The 17,161-nt window shown below is 44.6% G+C and carries 12 protein-coding genes; 4 read left to right on the top strand and 8 right to left on the bottom strand.

All coding sequences use genetic code 11. The features are described 5' to 3' along the window. The coding region (locus tag IH598_03690; protein MBE0637601.1) for a VOC family protein at positions 1 to 301 on the bottom strand (301 nt) is incomplete at its 3' end. Between the two features lie 173 nt (positions 302 to 474). Here IH598_03690 and IH598_03695 point away from each other — a divergent pair. After that, positions 475 to 852, top strand: a complete 378-nt coding sequence (locus tag IH598_03695; GenBank protein MBE0637602.1) for a YccF domain-containing protein — start codon at positions 475 to 477, stop codon at positions 850 to 852. A 42-nt stretch (positions 853 to 894) separates the two neighbouring features. Here the strand turns inward: IH598_03695 and IH598_03700 are convergent, their stop codons facing one another. The 6 genes from IH598_03700 to serC all read right to left on the bottom strand — a co-directional run bounded on the left by IH598_03700 (position 895) and on the right by serC (position 5,790). Further along, on the bottom strand, positions 895 to 1,665 hold the full coding sequence (locus tag IH598_03700; GenBank protein ID MBE0637603.1) for a TerB family tellurite resistance protein: 771 nt from the start codon (positions 1,663 to 1,665) through the stop codon (positions 895 to 897). A 115-nt stretch (positions 1,666 to 1,780) separates the two neighbouring features. Next, positions 1,781 to 1,957: a MarR family transcriptional regulator gene (locus IH598_03705; GenBank protein ID MBE0637604.1), complete on the bottom strand. Its 177-nt coding sequence runs from the start codon at positions 1,955 to 1,957 to the stop codon at positions 1,781 to 1,783. 21 nt (positions 1,958 to 1,978) lie between these two features. After that, positions 1,979 to 3,232, bottom strand: a complete 1,254-nt coding sequence (locus IH598_03710) for a DUF1015 domain-containing protein (GenBank protein MBE0637605.1) — start codon at positions 3,230 to 3,232, stop codon at positions 1,979 to 1,981. 31 nt (positions 3,233 to 3,263) lie between these two features. Further along, the gene (locus IH598_03715; protein ID MBE0637606.1) at positions 3,264 to 3,665 is read right to left on the bottom strand and encodes a four helix bundle protein; all 402 of its coding nucleotides are present in this window, start codon (positions 3,663 to 3,665) and stop codon (positions 3,264 to 3,266) included. 109 nt (positions 3,666 to 3,774) lie between these two features. After that, positions 3,775 to 4,701 carry a 3-phosphoglycerate dehydrogenase gene (locus tag IH598_03720; GenBank protein ID MBE0637607.1) on the bottom strand — a complete coding sequence of 309 codons (927 nt, stop codon included), beginning with the start codon at positions 4,699 to 4,701 and terminating at the stop codon, positions 3,775 to 3,777. Between the two features lie 18 nt (positions 4,702 to 4,719). Further along, the gene (gene serC, locus IH598_03725) at positions 4,720 to 5,790 is read right to left on the bottom strand and encodes a 3-phosphoserine/phosphohydroxythreonine transaminase (protein MBE0637608.1); all 1,071 of its coding nucleotides are present in this window, start codon (positions 5,788 to 5,790) and stop codon (positions 4,720 to 4,722) included. Positions 5,791 to 6,382: 592 nt separating this feature from the next. Between serC and IH598_03730 the strand changes: the two genes are divergently transcribed. The 3 genes from IH598_03730 to IH598_03740 all read left to right on the top strand — a co-directional run bounded on the left by IH598_03730 (position 6,383) and on the right by IH598_03740 (position 11,489). Continuing rightward, a complete protein-coding gene (locus IH598_03730) occupies positions 6,383 to 7,255 on the top strand; it encodes an SPOR domain-containing protein (GenBank protein MBE0637609.1) in 873 nt (290 codons plus the stop codon). 51 nt (positions 7,256 to 7,306) lie between these two features. Next, on the top strand, positions 7,307 to 8,062 hold the full coding sequence (locus tag IH598_03735) for an SDR family NAD(P)-dependent oxidoreductase (GenBank protein MBE0637610.1): 756 nt from the start codon (positions 7,307 to 7,309) through the stop codon (positions 8,060 to 8,062). Between the two features lie 172 nt (positions 8,063 to 8,234). After that, on the top strand, positions 8,235 to 11,489 hold the full coding sequence (locus tag IH598_03740; GenBank protein ID MBE0637611.1) for a PD40 domain-containing protein: 3,255 nt from the start codon (positions 8,235 to 8,237) through the stop codon (positions 11,487 to 11,489). A 223-nt stretch (positions 11,490 to 11,712) separates the two neighbouring features. Here IH598_03740 and IH598_03745 read toward each other — a convergent pair whose 3' ends face one another. Continuing rightward, the gene (locus IH598_03745) at positions 11,713 to 17,115 is read right to left on the bottom strand and encodes a hypothetical protein (protein ID MBE0637612.1); all 5,403 of its coding nucleotides are present in this window, start codon (positions 17,113 to 17,115) and stop codon (positions 11,713 to 11,715) included. Positions 17,116 to 17,161: the final 46 nt, after the last annotated feature.

Below are 17,161 nucleotides of genomic sequence, written 5' to 3' on the forward strand. Positions count from 1 at the left end.
GTTCAAGAAACTGAACCCTGTAATTGATCATAAACTCCTTTTGGGAGGGAGCGAAATATTCACTTCCATTCTTGAATGGGCTCCACTGCAGGTAATTGATCTCATCAGGGCGGTTGGCGTTCCTGAATTCGAAACTTGAACCCCACTGATTCACTTCGAGGCCAAGGTTTGTGGTATACCAGGTTTTGGTTTTTTCAGGATCGTCGGAAAAAAAGAAGATACCCCCGATCCCAGTTACACGCGGTGTAGTGTCGTTAACTTCTGTTTCATTCGGTTTTGTCTGGTTGGTTTTGTCACTCATCGATTTGTCTGTTATGGTGTTACAACTTGAAATCAGCAACGCAAGTATTGCAGTTTTGGTCAGGTTTTTCATTTGTCCGGATTCAGGTTATTATTTTGATTTTGTGAGTAAAGATGTGGCAAAGCTAAACAAATTGTACTACTTTCGTCACCACAATTCTAAGCATCTTATTTATGAATACACTTGGAAACCTGATCTGGTTGATCTTCGGCGGGATAATCATAGCCATCGAATATTTAATCGCCAGCCTTTTGTTGATGATTACCATAGTTGGGATACCTTTCGGCCTGCAAACATTGAAACTTGGAATGTTGGCACTCTGGCCTTTTGGACGGACAACCGTTCAGCGAAAATCAACTACCGGTTGTCTGTCAACAATGATGAATATTATCTGGATTTTTATTGGCGGGATTTGGATTGCCCTGAGCCATTTTGCTTTTGGGTTGTTGCTGGCAATCACGATCATAGGAATTCCTTTTGCCCGTCAGCACTTTAAACTGGCAGGTCTGGCGCTCACACCATTTGGAAGGGACATTGTCCCAGTTAGATAAACTAAAGGCAATTACAATTCGACAACAGTTATGGTTAATGGTTTAAGCCATTCCCCGTTCGGCTTTAATGGCATTGTAGGCAGCGTTGAGTTCCTGGAATTTTTCTTTGGCCGATTGTTGTACTTCCGGCCCTAAGTGGCTTAAGCGATCAGGGTGATATTTGAGTGCCATTTGCCTGTAGGCTTTTTTTATTTCTTCATCGCTGGCATCCGGCGTGATTTCAAGGATTTTGTAATTGTTGAAATTGTCCTTGATAAACATGGCTTTGATGGAGTCAAAATCGGCTTTGGTGACCCTCATGTGAATCGAAATCTGCTCAATCAGTGCTGATTCTTCCGTCGTGGCTTTGCTGTCGGCCTGGGCAATCCCAAAAAGATAATGAAGCAGTTGCAGTTTGGATGAATAATCCATAAATCTCCCTACCTGCTGCGCTACATCACTGAGATGGTAGTTTTGTTTGAGGATTTCGCGAAGCAATAGTAACTGTTGCGCTGCTGCTTTTTCACCAAACTGGACAATCAGGAAGTTCCGGACATATTCAAGTTCCGATTTCAACACCCTGTTATCGGCCTTCATTACTGATGCTGAGAGCATCAACAAGCTGACGGTGAAATCGCCGGTTTGTGTCTGTGGACGCCCGCTCCAAGGCTTGCTTTGATCATTCTCCTGCCCGGTAAGTGGCGGACGATACTCAAATTCGGCTGACTGCATGCTGTCATACATCGTACCGAATACGAAACCAAGCACAGCGCCAATTGGCCCACCCATTGCCCATCCAAGGCCACCACCGATCCATTTTCCGTATTTTGCCATTAATGTATTTTTATTGCCTGTTTTATATCACAAGTTCTAATTTGCAACTTTCTGCTTCATCCCGTTTATTAGTTGCTTCTCACAGGCTTATCAACACTGCCAACAACCTGACATTCTATTTCACCGAATAAAAACACCTCTTTGGTGAATGGATCAACTCTTCTTTTACCAGAACTTTGATAACTTTGTCAACTGTGTTTTTGTCTAAGCCGGATTTCTCAGCTATTTCGCCGCCTTTCAAAGGTTCTTTCGATTCTTTTAAAGTTTTTAAAACGAGTTCTTTTGATTCCATGGCACATTAGATTTTGTAATGTTAGATACTGTCGAGAAGATGAACTACCAGTCCGCTACGAAGTTTCGGTTCAAACCAGGTAGTTTTGGGCGGCATGATATTGCCGGTATCTGCGATGTCGATGAGCTGTTTCATTGAAACGGGATAGAGTGCAAAGGCGGCTTTCATTTCGCCGGAGTTCACCCTGCGTTCAAGCTCGCCTAATCCGCGGATACCACCAACAAAATCAACACGTTCTGAAGTCCTGAGATCTTTAATACCGAGTAAATGATCAAGTACCAGGTTCGAGAGGATGGTCACATCCAGCACCCCGATTGGGTCATGATCGTCGTAAGTCCCTGGCATTGCGGTAAGCGAAAACCATTGTCCATCCAGATACATCCCGAAGTTGTGCAAACGGTCGGGTTTGTAGATTGTATGTCCTTTTTCCTCAACCACAAAACTCGATTTTAGTTTCCCGATAAATTCCTGCGAAGACATTCCATTCAGGTCGGTAACCACTCGATTGTAATCAATGATAGTTAATTGGTTATCGGGAAAATGAACAGCGAGGAAGAAGTTATACTCCTCATCGCCTTTGTGGTTAGGGTTGTTGTCCTTTTTTTCGTTACCCACCAGGGCGGCTGCTGCCGTTCGGTGGTGACCGTCAGCGACGTAGGTGGCGGGAATTTTTCCGAAAAGTTCAATCAGTCTGTTGATCACTTTTTTGTCGTTAATCACCCAGAAATGATGACCAATTCCGTCTACAGCGGTGAAGTCATATTCCGGCTTGTGCGATTTTACCCAATCATCCACCATGTCATCAATTTCCGGAACGGCAGGGTAGCTGAAAAACACAGGCTCCATGTTGGCATTGGTGATGCGCACATGTTTCATACGGTCTTCCTCTTTTACCTTTCGCGTAAGTTCGTGTTTTTTTATCACATTGTTCATGTAATCCTCCACAGCGGCGCATCCCACAAGTCCATACTGTGTTTTGCCGCTCATGGTCTGGGCATAGATGTACAGATAATTTCCGGCATCCGGCGCCAACCAGCCGTTTTTGCGAAACAGATGGAAGTTGTCTTGCGCTTTGTCATAAACCTCCTGCGCATAGTGGTCAATGTCTTCCGGCAGGTCAATTTCGGGTTTGATAATGTGCAACAGTGAGTACTGATTGCCATGTGCTTCTTCCCTTGCTTCTTCGGAGTTAAGCACGTCGTAAGGTCGTGAGGCCAGTTTTGAAGCAATTTCTGCCGGTGGTCTCAAGCCTTTGAAAGCTTTTAAGATTGCCATTTTAGATCAATTTGTATGGAAAAACGTTTTGTTAGTCTTCGTCGAAATTGTTACTGCGCTGCAAGGAGCCGATCAGCGCGCCAATCATTTTGGTTAATTCCATCGAATGGTTGCGCGATTCCTCGAAGTTCTCCTCGGTGATGTAATTCAGTGATTTGGCTATTGCGGTGTAAACAACACACTCGCGGATTGAGCTTTTGGCCATCTTAAGGTAATACACAAACTGTGTTTTGTTACGGGAGGAACCTTCGGCAATCTGCAATGCAATAGCTTGAGCAGCATTTACAAATTTAGTTGTAAGGTTTTGCATCTCGTGGTCAGGAAAAAGAGAGGTATTATTGTGCACCCATTCCACGTAATTCAGCGCTTTGTGATATACCCTCAAGTCTTCAAAACGAAAAAAAGCCTGGTTGTTGTCGTTTAAGTTCTCCATATAAAATCATTTAGGGGATACAAGTAAATAAATTCGGCCAAAAAATCAGACCTGACGTTAGTTAAAAGTCAGGTCTGATAAATAGGCTGCAAAAATAATAATTATTCTCTTACTTCTTGTTAACCTGAAAAGTAGTATCTCCTTTTTCGAAATAATTAACGATCTGCCTTGCCGCTGCAATGCCGGCGTTGATGTTTGCTTCTGATGTCTGGGCGCCCATTTTCTTTGGCGTGAAAAAGAATCTTCCGGAATATTTTGTTTCGATCTCAGCCTGGCAATCAGGAGCAATGTCTGAAATGTACTTAAAATCCGGGCGTACTTCGAATACCTTCAGCAACCCTTCCTCATCAATCACCTCCTTGCGGGCAGTATTCACCAGTACTGCATTTTCCGGCATTAAAGATAGCAGTTCAAAACCGATGGATTTCCTGGTCTGTGCCGTTGCAGGGATATTCAGCGAAACGTACTGGCATGTTTTGTACAGTTCCTTCTCACTCTCCATCACTTTAACACCGGCTTTTGCAATCTCTTCTTTACTTACGAACGGGTCGAAGGCAAACACATCCATGCCGATTCCTTTTGCGATGGAACCGACGAGTTTTCCGACATTCCCAAAAGCGTGTATTCCTAATGATTTTTCACGCAGTTCGGTTCCTGATTTCCCGTCGAACTTGTTGCGGGCCATATAAATCATCATTCCAATGGCCAGTTCCGCTACTGCGTTTGAATTTTGTCCAGGGGTGTTCATGGCTACCACACCTTTTTCAGTGGCAGCGTTCAGGTCAATGTTATCATACCCAGCTCCGGCTCTTACGATGATCTTGAGATTTTTAGCTGCTTCAATCACTGCCCTGTCGGCAATGTCGCTGCGGATGATCATCGCATCCACATCGGCAACTGCAGCGATCAACTCGGCCTGGCTGGTGTATTTCTCAAGCAGCACAAGCTGGTGGCCTGCGCTTTCAACAACTTCTCTGATGGCCTTTACGGCTTTGGAGGCAAAGGGTTTATCGGTGGCAATCAATACTTTTTTCATATCCTTTTCTTTTAATGATTAACCTTTCATCTTTTCAAATTCCTTCATGGTATCAACCAGTGCCTGAACACTTTCGACCGGTAATGCATTGTAAGTGGACGCTCTGAATCCGCCAACCGAGCGATGACCTTTAAGCCCGACCATTCCTTTGGAGGATGCAAAATCGAGGAACTCCTGTTCGAGTGCTTCACGTCCGTCGTTCATCACAAAACAGATGTTCATCCATGAACGGTCTTCCTTGTTTACAGTCCCTTTGAAGAACGGGTTACGGTCGATCTCGCTGTAAAGCAGTTCGGCTTTGTGCTTGTTGATTTTTTCCATCGCAGCCACACCACCTTTTTCCTTCAGCCATTTGAGTGTTTGCAGTGCTGAGAAAACTGGCATTACAGGAGGTGTATTGAACATAGATTCTTTGTCTATATGTGTCTGATAGTTGAGCATTGTGGGAATCTTACGCTCTACTTTTCCCAACACATCATTGCGGATAATTACGAAAGTGACACCGGCAGGAGCCAGGTTTTTCTGGGCGCCGCCATAGATGAGGGCGTATTTGGAAACATCTACCGGACGACAGAAAATGTCGGATGACATATCGGCTACCAGTGGCACAGGTACATCAAAATCTTTCCTGATCTGGGTTCCGTAAATTGTATTGTTGGTGGTGATGTGGAAATAATCAGCGCCTCTTGGTACGGTGAAATCTTTTGGAATGTAGCTGAAGTTCTTGTCTTTTGAGGAAGCTACCTCAATGGCTTCACCAAATAATTTAGCCTCTTTCAGTGCTTTTGATGCCCATTCACCGGTGTTAAGGTAAGCCGACATTTTATTCATCAGGTTGTAGGGAACCATGCAAAACTGAAGACTTGCTCCACCACCGAGGAAGATCACGGAGTATCCTTCCGGGATGTTGAGCAATTCCTTGAACAAGGCAGTGGCTTCGTCCATTACTGCAACAAACTGCTTGCTGCGGTGTGAAATTTCAAGTAGCGACAGACCCGTGCCGGCAAAATCCCTGATAGCATTAACTGTTTCGTCCAGTGTGAACTGCGGGAGGATAGAAGGCCCGGCATAAAAATTATGTTTTTTCATACCTAAAAAGTTTTAATGATTTGAAAAATGGTTAAGAATTTTGCTGCAAAGGTAGAACGATTTAGCGGATTTATCCCTATGAGAGAGTAAATTAGAACAATTCTGTTTAAGTCTGTTTTTTACCATTCGATCGCTTGCGATGAGTAAACGTACTTTCCTGGCGTAAACCTTTAAGTAACCTGATTTTTCTATTAAGACATGACTTCTATATCGTAGAAGTGGTCAGGATGAAATACAAAGAATGAAATTTGTTTAAGCAACCTGGTTTTTGAATTGTAGTGCGATAGCAACCGTGATGTTTAAATAAAAAATATTTCATCAGATGGATTCCTGATAACTTGAATGAAATTTGGAATGAAGGGAGCTTTGTTTTAAATTGGTTTACTCACAGAATTTATTCTGCATCTTTGGGAGTGTACATGCTTGAAAATCAATTATCAATTGTTATCACACAGGCACTTTTTAAATAGATAATGTTTTTGCTTTCATCCGGTCAACCATAAACTTTGGTAATGGAGTGATATCCGGCCAAAAAATAAATTCGTACTTTTGAACCTTGAAAAAATGCCCGGTAAAATGGGTTCAACATATAATGAACACTATGAATGGTTTGAGGAAAGTTAGCTTTTTGTTTTACTTTTTGCTCATGGTTGGATCACATCAGGTGATTGGGCAGGTTACAATTCCGGAGGATTTCTGCATCAGCGATGCTGAGTTAAAGTTGTTCAACCTGATCAACAGCTACAGGAAGGAGCAGAACCTGTCTGCCATCCCGATGTCGAAAAGCCTGAGTTTTGTGGCACGGCTGCACGTGAACGATCTTTTTCACAACCGGCCGGATGTGGGCAACTGCAACCTCCACTCCTGGTCGGACCAGGGCAACTGGACCGAGTGCTGCTATGGCCGCGACCCGGCGAACAGTACCTGTATGACTTCTAAACCCGGCGAACTGACCTCTTACGACGGTAAGGGCTATGAGGTGGCTTTCTGGGAGAGCCTCGACGCTGTGCCCGAAATCGTGCTTGACCTGTGGATCAGTTCAGAGGCATCGAACGACCTGATGCTCAACCTTGATACCTGGAAGGATAAGCCCTGGAAAGCAATGGGAGTAGGGATGTATCATGGATATGCAGTTGCCTGGTTTGGCGATGAGGAAGATGCAGACAAAGGGGTTAAGATTTGCGATTCAGCGCATCAACCGGAGCCGCTGCTCCAACGGGTTCTTCCCGTGCGCGAAACAACCGGAGTGCGTTACTATCTCGTTATTTCGAGTTTTAAGGAACGCAGCCAGGCCGAGAAGGAGGTAAAGGCGCTTCTTAGCAGGGGCTTCCGCAATCCTTCGGTCGTGCCGGCAAGTGATAACTTCAGGGTCTCCCTTGGCGACTACGACACACGTGAACAGGCGCTCGAGGCCAAAAAGAAACTCGGCGCCAAATACGATAAAGCATGGGTTCTGAAGCAATAGTCTGTTAAGCTTGTTCAACTTATTCAAGGACAACAAATTAAAGATTTTAACATGAAAAAATACTTCATCATTACCGGGGCATCGAGGGGAATCGGGCAGGTATTTGCCGAAACCCTACTTGACGAAAATCACATTTTATTCCTGATTTCAAGCAGCGAACACACGGAGATCGGGCAAAAAGCAATCCTGAAGAATTGCCAGGTGCACAGCATCGTGTATGATCTTTCCGAATTGAGCGGTATCGACCGGTTGATATCAAATTTATTTGACCACATCGAAAAGAAGGATTGTAGCGGACTGTACCTGGTGAACAATGCCGCAGTTACCGAGCCGGTAAAGCCTGTTGATAGGCTAAATGCAGACGAGATACAAGCCAACCTTAATGTGAATTACCTGGCGCCTGTGCTGCTTTCATCATCATTTATCCGCCTGGCTGATAAATTTAAAGCGGAGAAAAATATCCTGAATATCACCTCCGGCGCTGCCGCCAGTCCTCACTATGGTCTGAGCCTTTACTGCAGCGCCAAAGCAGCTTTGGATCAGTTCACCCGCTGTGTGGCCGTCGAACAGAGCAACCGTAAAAACCCGGTGAAATTACACTCGATATCACCCGGTTTTGTTGATACGAGGATGCTCAAAAGCCTTACGGAAAAAAGCCTTGACGATTTTGCCGGGCGCCCGATGTTTGAGGAGGTTTACCGGAGCGGAAAAGCCGCCGATGCTCAGGTGGTGGGGAAACGGATCATTAGCCTTTGGCTTAAGGGACGCTTCAGGCATGGAGAAGTATCGCACATCGGAGAGTATTAAATTGTGCGGATGCGAACATGACCTTGTTGGTTTCCGAACAAGCAGGTGTGCTATGAATTCAACTAAAACAGGCTTAATCACTGAATATAAACCGATTACAAAACATGGTATGGAAATGGGTAAACCATTCACCTCTATTTAATTAGCATTTATTCACTTAACATTTTCCTCAATGAAAAAAATACTTTTTGCAATGCTCATGTTGCAGATCAGCGGATTTGCTTTAATTGCCCAGCAGGAAGCGCGCCTGATGCGTTTCCCTGCCATCCATGGCGACAAGGTGGTGTTCAGCTATGCAGGCGATCTTTATACCGTCGGGAAAGCTGGGGGCATTGCCCGTCGTCTTACCAATGATGAAGGTAATGAGATGTTTCCCCGCTTTTCACCTGACGGCAAAACCATCGCTTTCACAGGCCAGTACGACGGAAACACAGAAGTGTTCTCCATCCCGGCTGATGGTGGAGTGCCCGTAAGGCTGACCTATACAGCTACACTCAAACGCGATGACCTGAGCGACCGGATGGGGCCAAACAACCTTGTAATGACCTGGAAGGATGATAACACCATTGTTTTCCGCTCACGCAAAAAGACTTTCAATGACTTTATCGGGCATCTCTTTGAAGTTTCCAAAGACGGAGGGCTTCCTGTGCAAATAGAACTGCCAGCCGGCGGCTTTTGCAGCTTTTCGCCAGATGGTAAAAAACTAGCTCATAACCAGGTTTTTCGCGAGTTTCGAACATGGAAGTACTATAAAGGCGGTATGGCTGACGATGTATGGGTTTACAATTTCGAAACAAAGCAAACCGAAAATGTTACCAATAATGACGCGCAGGATATTTTCCCGATGTGGCACGATGATTTTATTTATTTCCTTTCTGACCGCGACCGTACGATGAACTTGTTCGCATACAACATCAACACCCGCGAAACCCGTAAACTAACCAACTTCACTGAGTATGACATCAAATTCCCGTCGCTTGGCGATAATGCCATCATTTTTGAAAATGGAGGCTATCTCTATTATTTCGATCTGGTTACCCAACGTCCGGTGAAGATCGAAATTCAGATCATGAACGACTTCAACGCCAGCCGTCCCCAATGGAAGGATGCCGACAAGACCATCCGTTCCGCTTCACTCTCTTATGACGGGAACAGGATTGCTTTCGGCAGCCGTGGCGAGATTTTCTCCGTTCCTGTAAAAAGTGGCGTCATCCGCAACCTCACCAATACAAACATTGAGCACGACCGCAATCTCAGCTGGTCTCCTGATGGAAACTGGATTGCCTACATTTCGGATAAAACCGGCGAAGATGAGATTTTTGTCATCAAACCAGATGGTACTGAAAAACCGGTTCAGCTGACTACCAATGCCGATACCTACAAATTCAGTCTGCGTTGGTCTCCCGATAGCAAGAAAATCGCCTGGCACGACCAGATGAAACGACTGCAGTTTATTGATATTGAAACAAAAAGCACAACTGTAATTGCTACTTCAACTGCCGGTGAGATCAACGATTACGACTGGTCAACCGACAGTAAATGGCTGGCTTACGAACTACCGGACACAGATGTAGTGAGCAGGATTTACCTTTATAATCTCGACAATAAGACTTCTGAACCGGTTACTGATCTATGGTTCAACGCTTCATCACCTTCGTTCAGCACCGATGGTAAATACCTGTACTTCACTTCCATGCGGACTTTTAATCCGATCTATAGCTGGACGGAATGGAATCACGCCTATCAGGACATGGTGAAAGTTTACCTGTTGACGCTTGAAAAAGAAACACCTTCGCCTTTCGAGCGAAAAAATGACCAGGCTGCCGTAAAAAAGCCTGAAGGGGCTGCAGAAGAAAAGAAAGAGGAAAAAAAACCTGGTCCCGAAGCAAAAAATATAAAAGTTGATTTTGACGGCATCTTCGATCGCGTGATAGAAGTCACCACCGAAGCGGGTGCCTATTGGAACCTCACCGGTGTGGATGGCGGTGTTTACTACAACCGGATGAAAAGCGGAGATAACGGGTCAAAGTTTCTCTATTTCAAACTGGAAGATAAAAAGGAAACCGAACTGGGGTCAAACATGAGCTACACCCTTTCGGGTGATGGTAAGAAAATGCTGATTGCCGCCAATGGTAAATATGCAGTGATTGATTTACCCAGGTCGCCAATTAAACTTGATGAATATGTGGATGTGTCGAATATGAAGGTCTGGATTGATCCAAAACTGGAATGGCAACAGATTTACAATGAATCGTGGAGGCAGATGAAACATTTCTTTTATGCTCCGAATATGCATGGCGTGGACTGGGATAAGATGTACAACAAATACAACGTGCTGGTTCCATATGTCAACAGCCGTTACGACCTGACCTACGTTATCGGCGAAATGATTGGGGAACTGAACGTTGGTCATGCCTATGTGAACGAAGGGGATCGCGTTTTGCCAAAGAGAATACAGACTGGCTTACTCGGCGCCGAGTTGAGCCGTGACGAATCGGGATATTTCCGTATTGATAAAATCCTGAAAGGCGAAAACTGGAATAAAGAGGCACGCTCGCCGCTTGCCGAGGTGGGACTGGACATAAAGGCGGGTGACTTCATCGTTGCCGTAAACGGCATGTCAACCAAAGATATGGACAACATTTACCGGGCACTTGTTGGAACAGCAGGTAAGATGGTTGAAATATCCGTCAACAGCACGGCAGCCGAAGCTGGTGCCCGCCCTGTGATCGTCGAGCCTATTGCTGATGAAAGCGAGTTGTACTATTATGAATGGGTGCAGGGCAATATCGAAAAAGTAGAGAAAGCTACAAATGGTCAGGTCGGCTATATCCATATTCCTGATATGGGGCCGGCAGGTCTTAATCAGTTTGTGAAATACTTTTACCCGCAAATCCGCAAAAAAGCTTTGATTATAGATGATCGTGGCAACGGAGGAGGAAATGTGTCACCGATGATCATCGAACGGTTGCGGCGCGAATTGTCGATGATGGCCTCCGGGCGAAACACTGAAGGCAACTCAAAGCCCAACGCGATGATGGCCGGTCCTATGGTCTGTCTGATCAACCGTTATTCTGCCTCCGATGGCGACCTGTTTCCATATCAGTTCCGCAAACATAACCTTGGCCCGCTGATTGGCACCAGGACATGGGGCGGTGTCGTTGGTATCAGGGGCTCTCTTCCGTTCATTGACGGTGGCGACCTTCGCAAACCGGAGTTTGCTCACTATAGCGCTGATGGCAACGAGTGGATCATCGAAGGGTACGGCGTTGAACCCGACATTGAAGTCTGGAATGACCCAGCCCTTGAATTTGCCGGCACTGACCAGCAATTAAACAAAGCCATCGAAGTGATCCTTGGGATGCTTAAGGATGAACCCGATCCGCAATATCCACCGCCGCCACCCTTCCCTGATAAGTCGAAGTAAGTTTTATACTCGAGGGGTTGAGAAGTTGAGCGATTGAGAAGTTGAATAAATGAAAGGTTTAGGGGTTGAGAAGTTGGAGATGAGAAAAGTTAGGAGTATAGCTTGGTGAAACCATCGAGTTTAGATACAAATTCATAGGTTGTGTTTATAAAAAAAGCGTTCCGACGTTAGAATCAGTCGGAACGCTTTTTTATTAGCATTAAGCAAATCATCAGGAAATAAACTAAGGCATCAGAATCATTGTGCCGGATGAAGTTTGATAGCCTTTATTGGTTTCGAAAAGGATGGTGTATCTGTAAGTTCCGGCAGGTATTGCTGACATTTCACATTCTATTTGATTGCTCCCTTCAGACTGAAATTCACTGACCAACTTTCTGACCAGTAGTCCCATATTGTTGAAAACCGACAATGTTACCTTTCCCGATTCCGGTAAATTGTAAACGATGGTAGTGGTCTGACGGAAAGGATTGGGGTAATTCATAAGATTCAAATTACCGTGTGCAGATAGTTTGGAAGTGGTCAGGAATGAAGTGATCAGATGCTGATTACTCAATACATTGGCATCTCCGTCGGCCAGTTCAGCATCAGTGCTGAGGGTGAAAAGAGGTGTTTCGTTTGCAATATCTGATAATACTCTCACCGTGAATGTGGCGATAGAGGCGGATTCTTCGAAATAGATGGCCTCATTGTCATACCAGATAAAATTGACAACGCCCTGCTGGTGATCAATATATTTGATTTCATAGTTCACATCAAGCACCTCTATCAATGTATTGTCGTAACTGAAGGCAAGTGTTAATGCTCCGATTTCTGCTGGTGATTCAATTCGCACCGGAATATCAACAATATCGCCTTTCTTCACTTCAATGGTTCCTTTGGTTAGAAGCGTTATCTGAGTGTTGTCTCCTTTATAGCTGCTTTGCGGGATGTAGGAGGCATTGATGTCCCCAAGCGCAGTGTAATAGATATTGATAAAATTATTCCCATTAACCAATGGTAAGGTTGCGCTGCTGTATTTATGATCGGCCGCTCCGCTGTTATCCAGGTATGAGGCATTGCTATGAAGGAAGTTGAGGTCACTGGCATTGGTGAAAGTAAATGGTTGTGGCCATGTTGTGGCCGGAATTCCCTGAACCATGCGGCCTGTCACCCTAAAGTTTGGAGAATAGTCCACTCCGGGTTGGCTGTTCGGAAATTTGGTAATAGTTCCATTAATCCGCTTGGAGACTAATTGGTCATCATCCCTTTTAATTCCACCATTCTCATAGGGTTTTGAACTGTTTACGTCAGCAACTGAATGTGAAAAATAACCGTATCGGGGAACAAATGTATTCGGACCAACCCAGTTATAGCCTAAGGTAACGCTGATGTTCTGTGACTTCTCCATTTTATCAATGGCCTGTACATCAGTTGCATTCACCCCTCCCCAGTTATTGAAAGTATAATTGTCCATCAGATAAGTCCCATTCATAAGCGGAGGATTTGAGCCATACTGGAAGCTGAGGCCGCCATCCCAGACTTTCAGAAAGTAATCATCGTAGCCATACAAATCAACCGGAAGACTGAATTCGAAATAGGAAGGAATCTCTGTCTGGTCATCGGTTATAAAGCTGTCAACTTTTACAGTTTCAATTTCTGTGATTACATTACCGGGTTGAGTTTTATACAAGGTTACATAAAAGTAATCGAACGGGCTGGGATTACCTGGTTCTGTTACATAAGGTGAAGGCATTGTACTTTCAGACTGGTTCCAGTATTTGACCTGGCCGGCAAGGGTTGGTCTTACCCTGGTCACCTGAAAATCATCGGCATAACCTGTACAAGATTCAAAACCGGCCAGTTCGGCAGTTACAGATAAATAATTAGTGCCAATGGTGTTATCCCAAATGACTGAAATCTCGGTGCCAGTATTGCCATTAACAAAGGCGCCTCCACCTGATAAACTCCAGTTATAAGTTATGTTGGAGGGGTTGTTACAAATAGAGTTTTCAACAACTGAGTATGTGGCTGTAGAACCCAACAGTACTTCGTATGGACCTGTTATTACTGGTTTTGGCGCTTCGATCAGGAGGATCTGAAAATCACAGGTCAGAACGCAGCCTTCGCTGTCAGTATATGTATAAATTACGTTGTAAGTTCCGCAGGTCGGTGCATTAAATTCGTAGGCATTTGTTAGCTCATTATAAGAAATATGTTCGCCGGAATAAATGCCTCCTTCAGGAATTGCATCCGCTAATTCAACAGGCAGTTCAAAATCACAAATTTCAAGATTTTCCGGACAGGTCACCTCGTTTTCAAACACTGCAAGGTTAACAACAGCAGATTCACAATTACCCGGATTTGTAATTTCGCAAATGGAATAATAGACAGGATAGGTTCCGGCAGGGGTTCCAGCGGGGACAGAAATATTTCCTGAAGCATTAACTCCTACACCCGTCAATCCGCCGTCATTACTAATGCTTAAAGTCACCTGTGAAGGTAAAACCGGCAATCCGTTGAACAGGTCGTTGGCCAGCACATTACCGGCATTTAAACTTCCAACACAGCCATTCACCGGAGTGGCGGAAAAATCGTCAGCAACTGCAGCCAGTTCTGCCTGGGTGATCAAACATGTTTCTTCAACCGGATAGCCATAAGGTAAGCCTGTATTTCCTGAATATTCCCAGTTAAATTGAACCACGTGCTCATCACTGGTTACAGATTGGAGTGGCGGTAGTGCAACTACTGTAATCACTACTCCATCGGAACCGGCCAGGAAACTTCCATTTGCCGTGTTTTGCTGCAGATCCCAAATAACACTTGGGCAAAACTCCCCAATCGGGGAACTTATGATCTGAAACTTTATCGAATACAACTTTGTCCATGAGCTTGTAGAAATGATTACAGGAGTTGCTGCCGGGTTAACCAGTTGTACTGCACCATTCACATATTCAGCTGCACCGATGAAGGTGAACAAATCAGGACCACTGGAAGGTGAACCCGTTGAAATATAGGGAGGATTGGGAGGGGATGCTGCGTAACCTCCTTCAAAGTTATTGAATTCCACAAAATCCAATACACCGGCATCGTAGAAAAACCTTACATTCATCCCAAACAACTGTTGATCAGGAAGATCAGATTGAAATTCAACATCAAGCGTGAGTGTTTGAGTTTGGGGATCAATTTGGGGATTTGCATACCGGACGGTTATGTTAGCTGGGGGTGTGGGATTAACCATAATTTCAAAGTCGCAGGTTAATAAACAACCCTCAGCGTCGGTATAAGCATACGTAACTGCATATTGACCAGTAGCAGATGGATTAAATTCAAATGCGTTGCTCACTGGATTGAAAGAAACATAATCTCCGATATAATCTCCTCCTTCCGGAAGCCCGCCAGTGAGCATCAATGGCAGTTCATTGAGGTAAACATCTATATCAACCGGACATCCAATTTCATTTTCAAAGACAGCTACCGTAACTGAGGTTTGAGCGCAATTTGAAGGGAAGCCTGTTTCACAGATTATGTAACTAATGTTATACATTCCGGCAGGAGTGGCAACCGGGATGGAAACGTATCCATTAGAATTAATTTCAACACCCGTTAATCCGCCGTCATTACTGATACTTAAAGTCACCTGTGAAGGTAAAACCGGCAATCCGTTGAACAGGTCGTTAGCCAGCACATTACCGGCATTTAAACTTCCAACACAGCCATTCACCGGAGTGGCTGAAAAATCGTCAGCAACGGCAGCCAGTTCTGCCTGGGTGATCAAACATGTTTCTTCAACCGGATAGCCATACGGTAAGCCTGTATTTCCTGAATATTCCCAGTTAAATTGCATTACTTGCTCAATGGAGGGTTTTGAATCGTAAGGTGGTAACGAAACCAGTGTAATTACCACGCCATCTGATCCGCTCAAAAAGCTCCCATTTTCAGGATTTTCTTCAAGGTCCCAGACAACACTTGGACAATATTGACCAAAACCTACAGAACCGTAATTTTCAATCTGGAACTTAACCGAAAATAGTTTTGTCCATCCGTTGGTTGAGAGGTAAACCGGGGGAGCAGGATTGACCAGCTGAATGGATCCGTTGACATATTCAGCGGCACCGATGAACGAAAACATAGCGGGCCCGCTGGTGGGTGAGCCTGTCATAATATACGGAGGATCAGGTGTAACTGGCAAATAACCACCCTCAAAGTTGCAGAATTGCATAAAACCCAGGGCGCCGGCGTCATAAAAGAATCGTACATTCATTCCAAACAATTGTTGGTCTGATAAGTCTGATTGAAATTCAACATCAAGCATTAGTGTTTGTGTTTGAGCATCAATTTGAGGATTTGCGAACCTTACGCCAATATTTGCCAGAAGGGTTTCCAGAACAGTAATCTGAAAATCACAGGTTAATAAGCAGCCATCAGCGTCATTGTAAGAATAGGTTACTATAAAATCACCCAAATAGGTGGGATGAAATTCATAGGTATTGGTTTGAGAGTTAAAATAAACATAATTCCCGCTGTAAACGCCACCTTCAGGAATCGCGCCGGTAAGCGTTAGTGGTAATTGCTCAATTCTGACCACCATGTCTTCAGGGCATTCAACATGGTTTTCGAAGACAGCCAGAGTTACTGATGCCTCTGAGCAATTTGTCGGTAAGGTCACATCACAGATTGAATAGTTGACTGTATAAGTTCCCGCAGCAGTTCCGGGAGGGATGGAAAGTATGCCTTGTGGGTTGATCGCAAGTCCGGCTAATCCGCCATTACTTAGAACTGATAGCACGACCTGTGATGGGTCAACTGGTGTCGCACCCACCAGGTCATTGGCCAGCACATTACCGGCATTTAAACTTCCAACACATCCATTCACCGGAGTGGCGGTAAAATCGTCAGCATTTGCAATGAGTTGAGCTTGCGCATAAACACCGGTTTCCTGAATGGGATAACCATACGGCAGCCCGGTATTTCCTGAATATGTCCAGTTGAACTGATCTACCTGCTCAGTGCTGGCTGTTGATTGTTGTGGAGGTGGAGCAGCCAGGGTGATTACAACGCCATCTGACCCGGTCAGAAAACTTCCGTTGGCTGTATTTTCCTGAAGGTCCCAGATAATACTGGGAAAGAATGCATTGCTGCCGATCGTATTATAATTTTCGATCTGAAACCTGATTGAATATAGCCTTGTCCATCCACTCGTGGAGATATATACCGGTGGTGCTGATGGATTGACTAACTGCATAGCCCCATTGACATATTCAGCCGGACCAACAAGTGAGAACAGATCTGCCCCGCTTGTTGGCGCGCCTGTGGATATATATGGCGGATTGGGTGAAGAGGCCGAATAGCCGTTTTCGAAATTAAAGAAATACATAAAATCCAATACACTCGCGTCATAGAAGAATCGCACATTCATTCCAAACAATTGTTTGTCTGGCAATTCCGATTGAAATTCTACATCAACAACGAGGGTTTGAGTTTGGGTATCAATTTGCGGATTTGCAAATCTGACCGATATTTCCGGATTTTGACCAAAGGAAAAAAAACTGGTCAACAACACTGTAGTTAGGATCAAAAATGATTTTTTTGGAGAGCAGATCAAACAAACTGCTGAATTTTTCATCTTCAACGTAAATAGTTTTTTCATGGTAGTAGATTTTTGAAAGAACGAAAATTATTTCGCCTGTAAAAAT

This window comes from Bacteroidales bacterium (genome assembly GCA_014860585.1).
Taxonomy (GTDB): Bacteria; Bacteroidota; Bacteroidia; order Bacteroidales; family 4484-276; genus RZYY01.

Coding starts and splice junctions, on each gene's coding strand:
- IH598_03700 (MBE0637603.1), bottom strand. CDS start 1,665: ATGGCAAAATACGGAAAATGGATCGGTGGTGGCCTTGGATGGGCAATG.
- IH598_03745 (MBE0637612.1), bottom strand. CDS start 17,115: ATGAAAAAACTATTTACGTTGAAGATGAAAAATTCAGCAGTTTGTTTG.
- IH598_03710 (MBE0637605.1), bottom strand. CDS start 3,232: ATGGCAATCTTAAAAGCTTTCAAAGGCTTGAGACCACCGGCAGAAATT.
- IH598_03715 (MBE0637606.1), bottom strand. CDS start 3,665: ATGGAGAACTTAAACGACAACAACCAGGCTTTTTTTCGTTTTGAAGAC.
- IH598_03705 (MBE0637604.1), bottom strand. CDS start 1,957: ATGGAATCAAAAGAACTCGTTTTAAAAACTTTAAAAGAATCGAAAGAA.
- IH598_03720 (MBE0637607.1), bottom strand. CDS start 4,701: ATGAAAAAAGTATTGATTGCCACCGATAAACCCTTTGCCTCCAAAGCC.
- IH598_03730 (MBE0637609.1), top strand. CDS start 6,383: ATGAACACTATGAATGGTTTGAGGAAAGTTAGCTTTTTGTTTTACTTT.
- IH598_03695 (MBE0637602.1), top strand. CDS start 475: ATGAATACACTTGGAAACCTGATCTGGTTGATCTTCGGCGGGATAATC.
- serC (MBE0637608.1), bottom strand. CDS start 5,790: ATGAAAAAACATAATTTTTATGCCGGGCCTTCTATCCTCCCGCAGTTC.
- IH598_03740 (MBE0637611.1), top strand. CDS start 8,235: ATGAAAAAAATACTTTTTGCAATGCTCATGTTGCAGATCAGCGGATTT.
- IH598_03735 (MBE0637610.1), top strand. CDS start 7,307: ATGAAAAAATACTTCATCATTACCGGGGCATCGAGGGGAATCGGGCAG.